We start from the raw sequence: 16,100 nt of genomic DNA, 5'->3' as shown, positions 1-16,100 counted from the left end.
CCGGTATTTTGTCGGAATTTAGGTAGTCGATTTGAAACCTATTTGCCATAGCGAGGCAAGATTGCTAAATGACAGTGGTGTAAGTAACTCGCAGGTGCATGAATGGCTACGCTCGCTACCGCCTCGATGACCGATACCGCGACGCGCGGGACCAACGATCTTCCGTTCATGCTGCCCGGCCGCCCGAAAATGCGATACGATTTCGCGAAGGCGTGGCGTCATTTCCGGGAACTGGTGAAGGACAAGGAGAACACCGCCGAAGTGTTCCCCATCTTCGAGGCGCTGCCCTGGCGCGGGGTCTACGATGCCGCGCGCGCGTTCCTGTCGACGGAGCGCGGTCAGCGTATCCGGGCGAGCGAGCCGTCGCTGGTCACGATTCTCGACGATCATGAAGCGCTGCGCAGGCTGCCGGCGGGGTCTGTCGGGCAGGTCTATTGCGACTTCATGGAGCGCGAGGGGCTGTCGGCGCAGGGGCTGGTCGACGAACTGGAAAAGTACCGCCCGGCCAATTCGCGGTTCGACGATCAGGTCGATTGGTACATGCGCCGCCTGCGCGATACGCACGATCTGATGCACGTGCTGTCCGGCTATGGGCGCGATGCGCTGGGCGAACAGTGCGTGCTGGCGTTCACCTACGGTCAGCAGCCGGCGCTGGCGCACCTGTTCCTCGGCTATGCCGGAGCCATGGAGATTTCGCGGCGCGGCCGGGTCAAGGTGCCTATCTTCCGCGCGGTGCGCGAAGGGCACAAGATGGGCAAGGCGTGTTCACGGCTGGCCGAAATGCCGATCCGCGATGTCCTGGCGATGCCGCTGGACGAAGCCCGCCGGATGCTCGGCATTCGCGCGGCGCGCTACTATCCCGAAGTGCATGCCAAGTGGCGTGCGGCCGGAATCGACCCCTACGATCTGCTGGCGGCTGCCCAGCAGGCGGCCTGATCGCGGTCCAGCCCCAGACCATGTTCCACGAAGCGGGTCTTGGGGAACGCGATCCCATCGCCGCGATGCTGGCCCGCGCCTTCGCGGTTGATCCGGCGATGTCGTTCATCTTTCCCGACGCCGCCGTGCGCGCGCGCCGGATGCCGCGCCTGTTCCGGCTGCTCTATGCCAGCGACGCGCGGGCGGGGGCGGTCTTCGCGTACGAGGGCTGCCGCGCGGCGACGCTGTGGCGCGCGCCCGGCCGAACGAAAGTGCCACTGATGGAAACGGTCGCGGGCGCGCCCGCCTTCCTGGCCGCGCTCGGCCCGGCGGTGGCGCGCGCGATCCGGGTGTCGCACGCGATCGAAAGCCACATGCCACGCGGGCGATTCTGGTATCTGCACATCGCCGGATGCGATCCGGCGGCGCAGGGCAAGGGGCTGGGCGGCGGCGCGATCCGCGTGGGTCTCGATCGCTTTGGACGGACGGAGGATTGCTATCTCGAAACAGCGACCGAAGGAAACATCGGCATCTACAACAGGCTTGGTTTCGAGGTCATCGACACGTGGACGGTGTCGGGCGGAGGGCCGCGATTCTGGTCGATGCTGCGGCCGGCGGGTTGATCGCCCCAAACCGGGCGCGCACGCAATCCGTCAGGGTCAGGCTTCCATCCAGTCGTGGAAAAACGCCTCGTTGGCGGCTTTCAGCGCTTTCACTTCCACGCCCGCGACCGTGCTGCCGTCGACCGTGCCGATGCGAACTGCCCCTTCCAGCATGACGCCGGGCCGCGCCGTCACGATGTAGCGCCCCTGGTCCTCGCCGAACGCCGATGCGGCGGTAAGCTGGATGTCGAGCGTGCAGCCAAGGCCGCTGCCCATGGCCATTTCCGCCAGAGCGATAAGCAGGCCGCCATCGCTCACGTCGTGCACCGCCGTCACGCGCCCGTCGCTGATCCATTCGCGCACGAGTTCGCCATGGGCGCGCTCGTCGGCCAGATCGACCGGCGGCGGCGCGCCTTCCTCGCGCCCGTGGATCTCGCGCAGCCACAGCGACTGGCCCAGGTGCGTGCCTTCGCCGCCGACCAGCCAGATGCCGTCGCCGTGTGCCTTGAAGCGGACGGTGACCATCTTTTCATGGTCCAGCATCAGGCCGACGCCGCCGATCGCCGGGGTGGGCAGAATGGCCGAACCGCCGCCCGTGGCCTTGGACTCGTTGTAGAGCGAGACATTGCCGCTCACGATCGGATAATCGAGCGCGCGGCAGGCATCGCCCATGCCTTCGAGGCAGCCGACGATCTGGCCCATGATTTCCGGACGCTGCGGGTTGGCGAAGTTGAGGCAGTTGGTGATGGCGAGCGGCGTGGCGCCCACCGCGCAGATGTTGCGGAAGGTCTCCGCCACCGCCTGCTTGCCGCCTTCGTAAGGGTCGGCGAAGCAATAGCGCGGGGTGCAGTCGGTGCTGATCGCCAGCGCCTTTTCGGTGCCGTGGACCCGCACCACGGCCGCGTCGCCGCCCGACTTCTGCAGCGTGTCCGCGCCGACCTGGCTGTCGTATTGTTCCCAGATCCACTTGCGCGAGGCAAGGTCGGCGCAGCCGATCAGCTTGAGCAGATCGGCGCCGATGTCCGCGCTTTCGGGCACGTTCGCCAATGGCGCCGGCTTGGGCGTGGGCACGTGCGGGCGGTCATAGAGCGGGGCTTCGTCGGCCAGCGGGGCCAGCGGAATGTCGCAAACCACTTCGCCATCGAATTCCAGCACCATGTGCCCGGTATCGGTCACTTCGCCGATCACCGCGAAATCGAGTTCCCACTTGCGGAAGATCGCTTCGGCCATCGGCTCCTTGCCGGGCTGCAGCACCATGAGCATGCGCTCCTGGCTTTCCGAAAGCATCATCTCGTAGGGCGTCATCGCCTCTTCGCGGCAGGGCACCTTGTTCATGTCGAGCCGGATGCCAGCGCCACCCTTGGAGGCCATTTCGACCGACGAGGACGTCAGCCCCGCCGCGCCCATGTCCTGGATCGCCACGATCGCGTCCGTCGCCATCAGTTCGAGGCAGGCCTCGATCAGCAGCTTTTCGGTGAACGGATCGCCCACTTGCACGGTCGGGCGCTTTTCTTCCGACTTTTCGTCGAAATCGGCAGAGGCCATGGTTGCGCCGTGGATGCCGTCACGGCCGGTTTTGGAACCGACATAGACGATCGGGTTGCCAATGCCGGTGGCGGCCGAATAGAAAATCCGGTCGGTATCGGCGACGCCCACGGTCATCGCGTTGACCAGGATGTTGCCGTCATAGGCCTTGTGGAAATTGGTCTCGCCGCCCACCGTCGGCACGCCCACGCAATTGCCATAGCCGCCGATGCCGGCGACTACGCCCTGCACAAGATGCTTCATCTTCGGGTGATCGGGGCGGCCGAAGCGCAGCGCGTTCATGTTGGCGATGGGCCGCGCGCCCATCGTGAAAACATCGCGCAGGATGCCACCGACGCCGGTTGCCGCGCCCTGGTAGGGTTCGATGTAGCTCGGGTGGTTGTGGCTCTCCATCTTGAAGATGGCGGCCTGCCCGTCGCCGATGTCGATCACGCCGGCGTTCTCGCCGGGGCCGCAGATCACCCATGGCGCTTCTGTGGGCAGCTTCTTCAGGTGGAGGCGGCTCGACTTGTAGGAGCAGTGCTCGGACCACATCACCGAGAAGATGCCCAGTTCCACGAGGTTGGGCTCGCGCCCCAGCGCTTTCAGGACGCGCTGGTATTCATCCTCGGACAACCCGTGCGCGGCGACGACATCGGGCGTGATCTGCGGTGCGGTGCTTTCGGCCATGCGCGGCCCTTAGCGGCGCGCGGCGAGTCTCGCTAGCCCCGCCGTGGCGGTTGCCGTGCGGCGGAAACATTTGCCTCGACGGGCAAGTCCCGTTCCGAGCTTGACCGGTGCCGTTCCCGCCGCCAAAGCTGGGTGCGATGGCTACTAATCCCGATATCACGTCGCTCAGTTTCGAGGAGGCGCTGAAGGCGCTGGAAGACGTTGTGCGCCGGCTCGAAAGCGGTGAGGCACCGCTCGACGAATCGATGGACCTTTACGAGCGCGGCGAAAAGCTGCGCGCGCATTGCCAGGCCCGGCTCGATGCGGCGCAGGCACGGATCGAGGCGATCGTCACCGATCGCGACGGCCGCCCCACCGGCACCCGCCCCTTTGACGAGGCGGCCTCCGCATGACGACCACTTCCGACCAGGATGCCGGCGAACAGGACGCCGGCCAGGCGAACGCGACAATGGCGGTGCTCAAGCCCGCGCTGGTCCAGATCGCCGAGGATATCGATGCGAGCTTCGATGCGCTGCTGGCCGTGGCCGGCGACCCGCGCGATCGCTTGATCGAGGCCATGCGCTATGCCGCGATTGGCGGTGGCAAGCGGCTGCGGCCACTGCTGCTGACCGCCACCGCGAGCATGTTCGGCGTCGATCGCGCCAGCGCGGTGCGTGCCGGGACGGCGCTGGAAGCGGTCCACGTCTATTCCCTGATCCACGACGATCTGCCGTGCATGGATAACGACGCGACCCGCCACGGCAAGCCCACGGTGCATATCGCCTACGACGAGGCTACCGCCGTGCTTGCTGGCGATGGATTGCATGTCTTTGCGTTCGAAGTGCTGTCCGATCCCGCGATGAGCGGCGATCCGTTCGTGCGCATCGAACTGGTGCGCACGCTGGCCATGGCGAGCGGCGCGAACGGCATGGCCGGTGGCCAGATGATGGACATCGCCGCCGAAACCGCCAGCTTCGACCTGCCGACGGTTACCCGTCTCCAGCAGTTGAAGACCGGCGCTTTGCTGGCAGCCGGTGTCGAGATGGGGGCCATTCTCGGGCGCGTTCCGCCGGAAGGGCGCACGCATCTGCGCGGCTATGCCCGCGATATCGGCCTGGCCTTCCAGATCGCGGACGATCTGCTCGATACCGAAGGCGATGAAGCGGTGGCCGGCAAGGCGCTGCGCAAGGATGCGGAACGCGGCAAGGAAACCTTCGTCTCGCTGCTGGGCGTGGAGCGCGCGCGCGAACAGGCCAGAATGCTAGTCGAACAAGCCGTGCAGCACCTTGCGTCTTACGGGTCGGAGGCGGACGTGCTTCGTGCCGTGGCGCGCTTCATCGTCGAAAGGGATCATTAAATGGGGGAGAGGATCGGGGTATACCCCGGCACGTTCGATCCGATCACGCTGGGGCATCTCGACATCATCCGTCGCGGTGCGAAGCTGGTCGATCGGCTGATTATCGGGGTGACCACCAATCCGTCGAAGAACCCCATGTTCACGCCGGACGAACGCATCGCCATGGTCGAGCGCGAAATGGCGACACAGGGGATCGAGAACGTCTCCGTGGTGGGTTTCAACGCGCTGCTGATGAAGTTCGCCGAACGGCAGGGCGCCACCGTGATCGTGCGCGGCCTGCGCGCCGTGGCGGATTTCGAATACGAATACCAGATGGCCGGCATGAACCAGCAGCTCAACGACCAGATCGAGACGATCTTCCTGATGGCGGACGTGAGCCTCCAGCCGATCGCGTCGAAGCTGGTCAAGGAAATCGCCATGTTTGGCGGCGACATTTCCGACTTCGTGACGCCCGATGTCCGGGACGATGTGATCGCCCGCATCGAAACGACGGGCCGGCTGGGCGACTACTGATCGCCCCGTTCCGATGGGCTGGTCCTGTGCGGAACTGCAATTCGTTCATTGCAGTGACAGCGCGCCCGGCCTATCGGCCACGGATGCGGTTTCCGGCCCGCATTCTATTCTGCCCGGATGAACGCTGAAGGTGGTCTTGCAGATGGTTTCGCGCTTCCTTGCCTCGATCGCGCTTGGCGCCGTGGTTCTCGCCACCCCCGCCATGGCCAAGAAGAAGCAACTGTCGGTGAAGCCGGACACGCCGCCCATGCAGTACGCGGTCGATACCTCGCTGAACGACGATCCCGATAATATCCTCCTGCTGGATTTGTCGAACGGTGGCCGCGTGGCGATCCGGCTGATGCCGCAGTGGGCGCCGCACCATGTCGAGCGGGTCAAGGAACTGGCTCGGCAGGGCTTCTACAACGGGGTCATCTTCCACCGCGTGATCGATGGCTTCATGGCGCAGACCGGTGACCCGACGGGCACAGGGCAGGGCGGTTCCAAGTTGCCGGACCTCAAGGCGGAGTTCAACGATGCGCCGCATCTGCGCGGCACCGTATCGATGGCCCGCACCAACGAGCCGAACTCGGCCAACAGCCAGTTCTTCATCGTGTTCTATCCGCGTTTCGCCCTCGATCACAAATACACCAACTTCGGTCGGGTGATCTCCGGCATGGAATACGTCGACACGATCCAGCGCGGCGAACCGCCGTCGAATCCGACCAAGGTAGTCCAGGCCTCGATCGCGTCCGACAACAAGGCGCGGCCGGCCGTTGCCGCGCCCGTTGCCGCGCCGGCGATCACGGCCGACATGCTGAGCCACTCGCAGTCCAACTGATCCGCTGCCTCGGGCGATGCGCGTCGATCTCTTCGATTTCGAGCTGCCGCCCGAACGGATAGCGCTGCGTCCCGCGCGGCCGCGCGATGCGGCGCGGATGCTGCTGGCCAAGGGTGACGGCACGCTGGCCGACCATGTCGTGCGCGATCTGCCGGCCTTGCTGCGGGCGGGCGACGTGCTGGTGTTCAACGATACGCGCGTGATCCCCGCCCAACTCGAAGGACGGCGCGGCGAAGCGAAGATCGGGGCGACGCTGCACAAGCGGATCGACCTGCGCCGCTGGCAGGCCTTCGTCCGCAATGCCAAGCGTCTGCGCGAAGGGGATGTCATCGATTTTGGCGCCGATGTGTCCGGCACGGCCGAACAGCGCCATGATGACGGCAGCTGGACCCTGTTCTTCCCCGGAGACGAGCCGGTGGAGGTGCTGCTGGAGCGTGCTGGCCGAATGCCGCTGCCGCCCTATATCGCGGGCAAGCGGCCCACCGACGAGGAGGACCGGCGCGATTACCAGACGATGTTCGCCGCGCGCGATGGCGCGGTCGCCGCGCCCACGGCGGCGCTGCATTTCACCGACGGGCTGATGGCCGCGCTGGCGCAGGCGGGCATCGCGCACGAGACGCTGACGCTCCATGTCGGCGCGGGAACCTTCCTGCCCGTGAAGGCGGAAGACACGGCCGATCACCGGATGCACGCCGAATGGGGGCGGATCGAGGCGGACACCGCCGATCGCCTGAACCGCGCGCGCGCCGCCGGCGGCCGGGTGATCGCGGTGGGCACGACCAGCCTGCGCCTGCTGGAAAGCGCTGCGGGCGAAGACAACGTGATCCGCCCGTTCGCAGGCGATACCTCGATCTTCATCACCCCCGGTTACCGCTTCCGCGCGATCGACGGCCTGATGACCAACTTTCACCTGCCGCGCTCTACGCTGTTCATGCTGGTTAGTGCGCTGATGGGGCTGGAGACCATGCAAGCGGCCTATGCCCATGCCATCGCTAACGCATACCGGTTCTACAGCTACGGCGATTCCAGTCTGCTGCTGCCGGAGGGGTGAGGGGGCCGCGCATCGTCGTGGGCCGTTTTCGTCATCCTTGCCGCAAAAGTGCCGAATGCTTCCGTGACGGCATCGGGGTTATCGATCCACGGGAAATGCCCTGCTGACCGGATTGAAGCATGGCTGACGTTGGCGCCGCGATAACGCGGGGAATCCCAGCCACCTTGCCAGACGATCCGGTCTTCCGCACCCGCGAGTACCAGCACCGGCAGCGTCCGGGGCCACCATGCCGCGCTATACGTATGATCGAAGTGAGCGTCGGACCACTCAACCGCGGCGCTGTTGTATGGCATGCGGGAAAGCAATTCTTGTCCGGCGGGAATGGCAGACGGGGTGAAATTCCATGGAGCGGATGCGACCGCGATGGCGGCGATGTTCTCGTCGCAGCGATCAGCCTCGTAAACGGCTGTTGCTGCCTCCACCGCGGGCAGGGGGTTCCGCTGCGTCATCCCCACGAACCTTGCGTGCCATGCCGCGTCCGCTGCGCTGTCGAGCAGCACCAGACCGCATATGTGCTGTTCAAGCTCCGGCGTGGCGAGGAGATACATGCCGCCGGTGGAATGCCCCGCGAAGACAACGTTCGGCAATGCCATCGCCGGGCAGGTCCACCAGCCATACGGCACCCGGCAGGTCGAGCGCCGACGCCAGTTCCTCGAGACTTTCCGAACCTATTCCCGGGCCACCGGGGAGAAACAGCCAGTTGAGGAGGCCCGCCTGCCTGCCTCGGCAGCGTAGCCTTACGCCGGACGCGGTAAACAGCGTTGTGGTCATATCAGCTCCTGCCAACCCCGCCCGGGCGGGCTGAAGCGGCCGTAGCAACTCTTCTCGCCGATGGAAGGGCGGCCTCGGCCGCGATCATCGCCTTACGCGCGTTTTCTGCAACTGAACGACTCCACATTGCATCTCGTCAGCCGGCCCGACTCGTTGTAATTCGTTTACAAACGAACTAATTGCCGAGAGCGAGATTTCCCATGAACCAGCGACGCATCCTGACCGGCTCCCTGCTGCCTTTTGCCCGCAATTGGCGGAGAGCGGTGGACTATGCGTTGCGCCCGTTCGGCCTGTCCGAATCCCTGGGGGCGCCGCTGATCTACCTGGGGCGCTCCGGCGGCGGGCTGAGTCAGAACGAGCTGGCCGAGCGCAGCGGGATCGGCGGGCCGGCGCTCGTGCGCGTGGTCGACCGGCTGGTGGCGATGAACCTGATGACGCGCCACATCGACGAAGAGGACAAGCGCCTGCGCCGGCTGCATCTCACGGCCAAGGGCGAGGCGCTGGTGTTCCAGCTTGAGGAAGCGCTTGACCGGCTGCGCGACGTGATCATGGCCGAAGTGACGGATGAGGACGTGACGGTGTTCCTGTCGGTGGTCGACAAGGTTGGTGCCGCGCTCGACCGGCTCGATCTGGCCAGCGCCTTCCTGTCAAACGATGAGGGAGCTGGCGCTTGAACGCGCATGCTTCCCGCATGGTCTTTTCGCTCAACAGCTTCGCGGCGGCGGTGCTGGCGTTGTTCATCGCGCTGGGGCTGGGGCTGGTGAACCCCTACTGGGCGGCGATGACGGTCTATATCGTCAGCCAGCCTCAGGCCGGGTCGGTCCGTTCCAAGGCGCTTTATCGCGTGATCGGGACGGTGGTTGGCGCGGCCGTTGCGGTCGGCGCGGTGCCGTTGCTGGTGGACGCGCCGGAACTGCTCAGCCTGACGCTGGCGGTATGGGTCGGCCTGTGCCTCGCCATCTCGCTGCTCGACCGCACGCCCCGCGCCTATGTGTTCATGCTGAGCGGCTATACCGCCGCGCTGATCGGTTTCCCTTCGGTCAGCGCGCCAGGCACGGTGTTCACCACCGCCGTGGCCCGCGTCGAGGAAATCTGCCTTGGCATCACCTGTGCCACGCTGATCCACAGCGTGGTGTTGCCGCGCGGCATTGCCGGCACGCTTGAAGCACGGATCGACGGGTTCCTGCACGATGCGCAGGCCTGGGTGCTGGATGCGCTGGCCGGCGTTCACGATCCACACAACCGCGATGTCCACAAGCTGGCCGGCGACATCACCGAATTGCACATCCTGGCCACGCATCTGCCGTTCGACACGTCGCATTACCACGATCGCAGCCTTGAGGTGGGTAAGCTGGCGGAGCGCATGGCGATGCTGCTGCCACTGGCGCAATCGGTGGGGGACCGGCTCGATGCGTTGCGGCAGGGAGGGGGCGTGCTCTCGCCCGCCAGCGACCGGCTGATCGCCGATGTCCGGGCATGGGTGGTTGCGGCGGACACGGCTTCGCTCGATCTCGCCGCGGCGTTATCCCGGCGCGCGCGCGGGCTGGAGCCGGTGCTGGGCGAAATGCCTTCCGACGATGAATTGCTGCGCGCCAGTTTTCACGCGCGGCTCGCGGAAATGATCGAGGCCTGGCGCGATTGCGCGGTGCTGGCGCGGCATTTGCGCGATGGCGGAACCGCACCGGCGCCCTTGCGCGCGGTGCTCGCCGACGAGCGCGCGCGCCGGCTGCACCGCGATTACGGCATGGCGGTGTGGTCGGGTCTCACCGCGAGTTTGGCGATCCTGCTGCTCTGCGGGTTCTGGATCGCTACGAGCTGGCCCGATGGCGGTACGGCGGTGATGATGGCGTCGATCTTCGCCAGCTTCTTTGCCGGGATGGATGATCCCTCGCGCGAGATCAACAAGGTGGCGATCTGGTGGAGCTATGCCACTGTCGTCACCGGCATCTACCTGTTCGGCATCGTGCCGCAGGTTCACGATTTCTCCACGCTGATGCTCGTGCTGGCGCCCACGTTCCTAGTCATCGGCTATTTTATGGCCATTCCCCGATGGACCATGCGGATGGTGCCCCTGGCGATGGGGATCAACGGCACGCTGGGCATTCAGGAGGGCTTCTCCCCCAGCTTTGCCGGTTTCGTGAACAGTTCGCTGGCCTCGGTCGTGGGCGTGCTGACAGCCTCGCTGGTGACTCGGCTGGTGCGATCGGTGGGGGCCGATTTCTCGGCGCGGCGGATCGTCCGCCTCGCCGAACGGGATCTTGCCAGTCAGACGCGGACCGAACCGCCGCTCGCGGTGCCGGCCTGGACCGGGTTGATGGTGGACCGCGTGGGCCTGCTGGGCGCGCGCGTGGCGGTGCGGGGCGATCCGGACGATCTGGTGGCGCAGACGCTGCGGACGATGCGTGTCGGTCTCAACCTGTTGACGCTGCGCCGCGTGGGGCCGCCGCGCGCCGATGCGCCGGCCGTGGGGCGCCTGCTCGATGCGCTCCGCCGCTACTGGCGCGGCCGCGGCGAGGGCGATCTGCACGCCCGGATTGCCGAGGCTATCCGCGAAGTGGCCGCCACGCCACCCACGCCTGCCCGGCGCGAGGCGCTGCTGGCGCTGACCGGGCTGGACCGCACGCTTGTTCCCGCAGACGTCAGGACCGAAGCCGCATGACGCCCGAACTGCATCTTTACGGCGTGTTCTTCCCGCACCTGTTCGCGACCGCGGCGGTGGCGCTGGTCCCGTTCCTGTTCATCCAGATCGCGATGCGGCGGTGGCGGCTCTACCGCTTCGTCTGGCACCGCTCGCTGTTCGAGATCGCGCTGTTCGTGGCGCTGACCGGCGCCGTCTCCGGCCTTCCGCTAACCTTCATTCACTGAAACTCCTTTCCCATCAGGCGAACCCGAAATGTCTCCCCGATCCCTTGCTCCTGCCTCGTTCCGGCCGATCCTGATCGGCATCCTGCGCGTTGCCATCACGCTGGCGGTGGTCGTCCTGGCGTTCGTGGCCGGGCGCGCGATGTGGCAGCGCTACGAGGTCGATCCGTGGACGCGCGATGGCCGCGTGCGCGCCGATGTCGTCAAGGTCTCGTCCGACGTGCCGGGGCTGGTCACACGCGTGCTCGTCCGGGAGAACGACCGCGTGACGAAGGGGCAGGTGCTGTTCGAGGTGGACACGCCCCGCTACCGGCTGGCGCTGGCGCAGGCGCAGGCCGCCGTGGCAAGCGCGCAGGCGACTGCCGCCGACGCGCATTCCCAGTTGCGCCGCGCACGGATGCTGGGCGATCTCGTCTCGGCCGAGGAGCGCGAGGCGCTGGAAGCCAAGGCGGAGACAGCGAGCGCCAGCCTTGAGGCGGCGCGGGTCGCGGTCAACGTGGCGCGCCTTAACCTGGAGCGCACGCTTGTCCGTGCGACGGTGAACGGCTACGTCGCCAACCTGCTGCTCAAGCCCGGCGATTACCTGGCCGCCGGCGCGCAGGGGCTGGCCGTGGTCGATGCCGATACGATGTGGATCGACGGCTATTTCGAGGAAACCAAGCTGCCGCGTATCCACGTTGGCGATCGAGCAAGGGTGTTGCTGATGGGCGAAACCAGCCCGATCGAAGGGCGGGTGGAAAGCATCGCGCCGGGCATCGATGATCGCGAGCGGACCAATGCCAGCAACCAGCTGGCAAGCGTGAATCCCACGTTCAACTGGGTGCGGCTGGCGCAGCGCGTGCCGGTGCGGATCGCGCTGGTCAGGGTGCCGCAGGATATCCGCCTGATCGCTGGCAGGACCGCCACCGTCGACGTGATCGATGGCGCCGGGCGCACCGTCCATGCGGGAGGCCGGTCGTGAACCGGATCGGTCGCCTGACTCGCCTGGCGGTGCTGCTCGCGCCCACCCTGGTGCTGTCCGCTTGTGTGCATGTGCCGATGGAGCGCGACCGGACCCAGACCGCGCTTTCCGAAGCGCCGGCCGCCAATGCGCCGTTCGTCAGCATGGACAAGGGACCATTCCGGGATGATCCCGTGCCGGGCCAGTGGTGGAAGCTCTACGACGACCCCCAGCTCGACGTTCTGATCGAGGAGGCGTTCAAGGCGAACACCGATTTGCGCGTGGCGGCGGCGAACATCGACCGCGCCAGTGCCATGATCCGGCAGGCCCATGCACAGGGAACGGTTCTGGCGAACCTCAACGCCGGGGCGACGGTCAACCGCGATCCGGTCGCCTTCGAGAGTTTTCAGGGCTATCCGCTGGTCAGTGGCGGCGCTTCGCTCACCTATGACTTCGACGTAGGCGGGCGCATCCGCAGCCTGACGGCGGCGGCCGGGCATGACCGCGATGCGGCGCAGGCCGCCTATGACCTGACGCGCGTCAACGTCGCCGCGGGCGTGGCCGGGGCCTATGCCGATGCTTGCGCTGCGGGAATGCTGCGCGCGCGGGCGCAGCACAGCCTTGGACTATTGCGGCGCAATCTGGAATTCACCAACCGGCTGATCGCGGCCGGACGCGGAACGCCGCTCGATCGCGACAACGCCGAAGTGCTGGTGGCGCAGCTGGAGGCGCAGATGCCGGGATTCGACACAGCGCAGGAAAACGCGCTGTTCCGGCTGGCGACGCTGCTGGGGCGTCCGCCGGCCGAGTTTCCCAGGGAGATCCAGACCTGCGTGCAACCGCCGCGCGTGACCAGCGTGCTGCCGGTGGGCGATGGTGCCGCCTTGCTGCGGCGCCGGCCCGATGTGCGCGCGGCGGAGCGAACGGTCGCGGGTTCGCTCGACCGGATCGGCGTGGCGCGATCGGAGCTCTATCCCACCGTGCGCTTCGGCGCTTCCGTGGAGGACGTCAGCCCGTTCAAGTTTCCGGGAACACCGCGCGGCTTGTCGTTCGGCCTGGGGCCGCTGCTGTCGTGGACCTTTCCCAACCGCAAGATCGCCCATGCCGAAATCGCGGCGGCCGAAGCCGAACGCGATGCGGCGCTGGCACGCTTCGACGGCGTGATGCTGGGCGCGCTGCGCGAGACGGAAAGCGCGCTGACCACCTATGCCCACGAACTCCAGCGCAACGCCTCGTTGCGCGAGGCGCGCGACAAGGCGGCGGCGGCGCTGGCCAAGGTCCAGCGGATGCGCGCGGCCGGGCGCGAGAACGCGCTGACCGGGCTGGACGCCGCGCGCACGCTTTCGGCGGCGGAAATGACGCTGGCGACATCGGACGCCGCGCTTGCCAGCGATCAGGTGGCGGTGTTCCTTGCGCTGGGCGGTGGCTGGCAGGCCGACGCAGTGTAATCAAGCGCTTGTGATCGCGCGGAGGTGCTGCCGTACACGGTCCGGATCGGCGATGCGCGCCACCGCGCTGGCCGATGCACCAAGGCCGCGCAAGCCCAGTGCCAGCATGTCGGCAACGAAGCCGGCCGCGTGATCGACCGAGGCCCGTTGCACCACGCTGCTGGCCATGACGATCTGGCAGCAGCCCAGCCAGTAAAGCACGCCGGCCCGCCCGCCTTCGGGGGAAACGAGGCCGTCGGCCAGCGCGGCGCGCATGTCTTCCAGCAGGCCCCGGTTGAGCGGGTGATCCTCGACCACGGTGCCGGAGGAGGACCGGGTCAGCACGGCCGCGCGCTTGGGCTCGGCCAGGGCGAAGGCGGCGGCGGCGATCATGCCTCCGGCCAGCCGTTCCAGCGGATCGGCGATGTCGCGATTGGTGCGCCCCACCAGTGCTTCCACGTCAACGCGGATCGCGCGCGAGATCGCTCCGGCGAAATCGTGCTTGTCCTCGAAATGGTTGAAGAACGATCCCTTGGCGACGCCGGCTGCGGCGACCACTTCGTCGATGGCGATCGCGTCCACCGGGCGTTCGGCCAGCAGTTCCAGCCCGGCGGCGAGCAGGGCGGAGCGGGTGCGCGCGGCGCGGGGGGAAAGCGTGGGTTCGATCATGGTTCGGTCCATAAGCGCTCTTGACCGTTTGGTCATTCATGATATTTGACTAAAAAGTCAAGTTTGAGTCGCGGCCTTCAGACCGCGGCCGGACAGAGGATGCCGGGAGACGATGGCGATGAGCATCATCCGCGTCGAGGATATTGCCCACGTGCGCTTTGCCGCGCCCGATCTGCAAGCCATGCGCGCCTTTCTGGAGGATTTCGGACTGGCCTGCTTCGAGCAGGATGGGCGGCTCTATGCCCGGGGCGGGGATGGTCGGCCGTTTCTCCACGTGACCGAACCGGGCGAGCCGGGCTTCCGCGGCGTGGGCTTCCGGGCGGAGCGGATCGAGGATCTGGAAGTGCTGGCGCGCGCCGAAGGCGTGGCGGTAGAAGCGCTCGGCGAACCCGGCGGCGGATCGGTCGTCCGGTTGCGCGATCCCGATGGTTTTCCGGTGGAAGTGGTGGCGGGCCAGTCGAAGGAATCGGAAAGCCCCGCCATGGCCGATCCCGTGCGCAACACTGCCAGCGCGAAGCCGCGCTTCCGCCAGCTCGTGCGGTTGGAAGGCGGGCCGGCGCACGTCCGGCGGATTGGCCATTGCGTGCTCAACGTGGCGGATTTCCGCACGTCGGAGGCGTGGTACAAGGAACGCTTCGGCTTCCTGACGTCGGATGAGGTGGAAGCCGCGCCGAACCTGCCGCTGGGCGCGTTCATGCGTTGCGACCGGGGCGACAAGCCGGCCGATCACCACACGCTGTTCCTAGCGCAACTGCCGCAGAAGCCGGGCTTCCTGCACGCCGCGTTCGAGGTTTCCAACTTCGACGACCTGATGCTGGGGCACCAGCACCTCAAGGCGCGCAAACGCACGGCGGCATGGGGCGTGGGCCGGCACATCATGGGCAGCCAGATCTTCGATTACTGGAAAGACCCCTGGGGCCACGAACTCGAACACTGGACCGATGGCGACTTGCTGACGGCGGCCGATCCGCCGCAAAAGATGCCGGTCGCGAGCCTGCTGGCGGTGCAGTGGGGCAGCCCGCATCCGATGCTGGCGGGGCGTATGGCTCCGAAGCCTGGGGTACTCGCCTTCGTCATGGCCCTGCAATTGCGCATCCGGCGGCTGTTCCGCCGCAACCCGAAAGGACAAGCCGCATGAAACTTGCCAGCTATCACGCCGCCGATGGCGCGATCCGTACCGCGATCGTGGTGGACGAAACGCTGATCGATACCGGCATCGCCGGATCGATGATCGATCTGATCACAAACTGGGATGCGGTGAAGGACGGGCTGGCCGCGAAGGCCGCCGCGGGCGGTGGCGTCCCGCTGGCTTCGGTGCGGCTGGCGTCGCCCGTGCAGCGGCCGGGCAAGATTTTCGCGATTGGCCTCAACTATGCCGATCACATCGCGGAATCGAACATGGGCACGCCCGAACGGCAGGTATGGTTCACCAAGGCGCAGACGTCCGTGAACGGGCCGTTCGATCCCATCCTGATCGCGAAGAGCACGGGCACCAACGACTACGAGGTCGAACTCGTCGCGGTGATCGGCAAGGGGGGTAAGCATATCCCGGCGGACAAGGCGGCGGAGCATGTGTTCGGCTATTGTGTTGGCAACGACGTGACCGAGCGCATGTGGCAGCACGCCGGCCCGCAATGGTCGCTTGGCAAGAGCTTCGACACGCACGCGCCGATGGGACCGTGGCTGACCACCGCCGATGACGTGGCCGATCCGCACGCGCTGGGCATCCGCTGCTTCGTCAATGGCGAGAAGCGGCAGGATTCGAACACGCGGAATCTGGTGTTCAACCTGTGGCAGCAGATCGAGCATCTTTCGCAGGCGATGACGCTGGAGCCGGGCGACGTGATCTTCACCGGCACGCCCGGCGGCGTGGGCGCGGCAATGGACCCGCGCCAGTTCCTGAAGCCCGGCGATGTGGTGCGGTGCGAGATCGATGGCCTTGGCGCGATCGAGGGCACGATGGCGGCGGAGGGCTGAGCC

Annotated in this window: 17 protein-coding genes; 14 read left to right on the top strand and 3 right to left on the bottom strand. The window is 66.7% G+C overall.

Annotation, left to right across the window (positions count from 1 at the left end; genetic code table 11):
• The first annotated feature begins 102 nt into the window (after nucleotides 1-102).
• A complete protein-coding gene (locus tag NMD1_RS18265; RefSeq protein WP_233497798.1) occupies nucleotides 103-936 on the top strand; it encodes a ubiquinone biosynthesis protein COQ4 in 834 nt (277 codons plus the stop codon).
• A 20-nt stretch (nucleotides 937-956) separates the two neighbouring features.
• Nucleotides 957-1,538, top strand: coding sequence for a GNAT family N-acetyltransferase (locus NMD1_RS18260; RefSeq protein ID WP_199558162.1), 582 nt, complete (start codon nucleotides 957-959; stop codon nucleotides 1,536-1,538).
• 36 nt (nucleotides 1,539-1,574) lie between these two features.
• Here NMD1_RS18260 and purL read toward each other — a convergent pair whose 3' ends face one another.
• The gene (gene purL, locus NMD1_RS18255; protein ID WP_125956259.1) at nucleotides 1,575-3,731 is read right to left on the bottom strand and encodes a phosphoribosylformylglycinamidine synthase subunit PurL; all 2,157 of its coding nucleotides are present in this window, start codon (nucleotides 3,729-3,731) and stop codon (nucleotides 1,575-1,577) included.
• A 137-nt stretch (nucleotides 3,732-3,868) separates the two neighbouring features.
• Between purL and NMD1_RS18250 the strand changes: the two genes are divergently transcribed.
• The 5 genes from NMD1_RS18250 (at nucleotide 3,869) to queA (ending at nucleotide 7,451) form a co-directional block, all read left to right on the top strand.
• Nucleotides 3,869-4,123 carry an exodeoxyribonuclease VII small subunit gene (locus tag NMD1_RS18250; protein ID WP_125956256.1) on the top strand — a complete coding sequence of 85 codons (255 nt, stop codon included), beginning with the start codon at nucleotides 3,869-3,871 and terminating at the stop codon, nucleotides 4,121-4,123.
• 56 nt (nucleotides 4,124-4,179) lie between these two features.
• On the top strand, nucleotides 4,180-5,067 hold the full coding sequence (locus NMD1_RS18245; RefSeq protein ID WP_125956840.1) for a polyprenyl synthetase family protein: 888 nt from the start codon (nucleotides 4,180-4,182) through the stop codon (nucleotides 5,065-5,067).
• Complete coding sequence (gene coaD / locus NMD1_RS18240; RefSeq protein ID WP_124809108.1) at nucleotides 5,068-5,580, top strand: pantetheine-phosphate adenylyltransferase; 513 nt, start codon at nucleotides 5,068-5,070, stop codon at nucleotides 5,578-5,580. It abuts the gene before it with no gap.
• A gap of 142 nt (nucleotides 5,581-5,722) precedes the next feature.
• Entirely contained in the window at nucleotides 5,723-6,400 is a 678-nt protein-coding gene (locus tag NMD1_RS18235; protein ID WP_125956254.1) for a peptidylprolyl isomerase, read from the top strand.
• Between the two features lie 16 nt (nucleotides 6,401-6,416).
• On the top strand, nucleotides 6,417-7,451 hold the full coding sequence (gene queA / locus NMD1_RS18230) for a tRNA preQ1(34) S-adenosylmethionine ribosyltransferase-isomerase QueA (RefSeq protein ID WP_124809106.1): 1,035 nt from the start codon (nucleotides 6,417-6,419) through the stop codon (nucleotides 7,449-7,451).
• On the opposite strand, the gene NMD1_RS18225 is transcribed toward queA, so the two are convergent.
• Complete coding sequence (locus tag NMD1_RS18225) at nucleotides 7,415-8,044, bottom strand: alpha/beta fold hydrolase (RefSeq protein ID WP_199558161.1); 630 nt, start codon at nucleotides 8,042-8,044, stop codon at nucleotides 7,415-7,417. The two genes, queA and NMD1_RS18225, sit on opposite strands and share 37 nt — an antisense overlap.
• A gap of 378 nt (nucleotides 8,045-8,422) precedes the next feature.
• Between NMD1_RS18225 and NMD1_RS18220 the strand changes: the two genes are divergently transcribed.
• The 5 genes from NMD1_RS18220 to NMD1_RS18200 are packed head-to-tail and all read left to right on the top strand — an operon-like array spanning nucleotide 8,423 to nucleotide 13,472.
• Nucleotides 8,423-8,896, top strand: a complete 474-nt coding sequence (locus NMD1_RS18220; RefSeq protein ID WP_125956251.1) for a MarR family winged helix-turn-helix transcriptional regulator — start codon at nucleotides 8,423-8,425, stop codon at nucleotides 8,894-8,896.
• Nucleotides 8,893-10,881 (top strand): FUSC family protein, encoded by a 1,989-nt coding sequence (locus NMD1_RS18215; RefSeq protein WP_125956249.1) that lies wholly within the window; start codon nucleotides 8,893-8,895, stop codon nucleotides 10,879-10,881. The genes NMD1_RS18220 and NMD1_RS18215 overlap by 4 nt, the downstream gene beginning before the upstream one ends.
• The gene (locus NMD1_RS18210) at nucleotides 10,878-11,087 is read left to right on the top strand and encodes a DUF1656 domain-containing protein (protein WP_124809102.1); all 210 of its coding nucleotides are present in this window, start codon (nucleotides 10,878-10,880) and stop codon (nucleotides 11,085-11,087) included. Before NMD1_RS18215 ends, NMD1_RS18210 begins: the two co-directional genes overlap by 4 nt.
• Nucleotides 11,088-11,115: 28 nt before the next feature.
• Nucleotides 11,116-12,045 carry an HlyD family secretion protein gene (locus NMD1_RS18205; RefSeq protein WP_124809101.1) on the top strand — a complete coding sequence of 310 codons (930 nt, stop codon included), beginning with the start codon at nucleotides 11,116-11,118 and terminating at the stop codon, nucleotides 12,043-12,045.
• The gene (locus NMD1_RS18200; RefSeq protein WP_125956246.1) at nucleotides 12,042-13,472 is read left to right on the top strand and encodes an efflux transporter outer membrane subunit; all 1,431 of its coding nucleotides are present in this window, start codon (nucleotides 12,042-12,044) and stop codon (nucleotides 13,470-13,472) included. Before NMD1_RS18205 ends, NMD1_RS18200 begins: the two co-directional genes overlap by 4 nt.
• On the opposite strand, the gene NMD1_RS18195 is transcribed toward NMD1_RS18200, so the two are convergent.
• A complete protein-coding gene (locus NMD1_RS18195; RefSeq protein ID WP_158454009.1) occupies nucleotides 13,473-14,120 on the bottom strand; it encodes a TetR/AcrR family transcriptional regulator in 648 nt (215 codons plus the stop codon). It lies immediately after the preceding gene.
• A 118-nt stretch (nucleotides 14,121-14,238) separates the two neighbouring features.
• Between NMD1_RS18195 and NMD1_RS18190 the strand changes: the two genes are divergently transcribed.
• Together NMD1_RS18190 and NMD1_RS18185 are read left to right on the top strand one after the other, a co-directional pair.
• Nucleotides 14,239-15,258: a VOC family protein gene (locus tag NMD1_RS18190; protein ID WP_125956242.1), complete on the top strand. Its 1,020-nt coding sequence runs from the start codon at nucleotides 14,239-14,241 to the stop codon at nucleotides 15,256-15,258.
• Nucleotides 15,255-16,097, top strand: coding sequence for a fumarylacetoacetate hydrolase family protein (locus NMD1_RS18185; RefSeq protein ID WP_125956240.1), 843 nt, complete (start codon nucleotides 15,255-15,257; stop codon nucleotides 16,095-16,097). The genes NMD1_RS18190 and NMD1_RS18185 overlap by 4 nt, the downstream gene beginning before the upstream one ends.
• Nucleotides 16,098-16,100: the final 3 nt, after the last annotated feature.

Origin of the sequence: Novosphingobium sp. MD-1, from assembly GCF_001014975.1 — a bacterium.
Classification (GTDB): domain Bacteria; phylum Pseudomonadota; class Alphaproteobacteria; order Sphingomonadales; family Sphingomonadaceae; genus Novosphingobium.
Note: the sequence above shows the minus strand (reverse complement) of the source record. Positions and strands in the feature narration are given on the sequence as shown.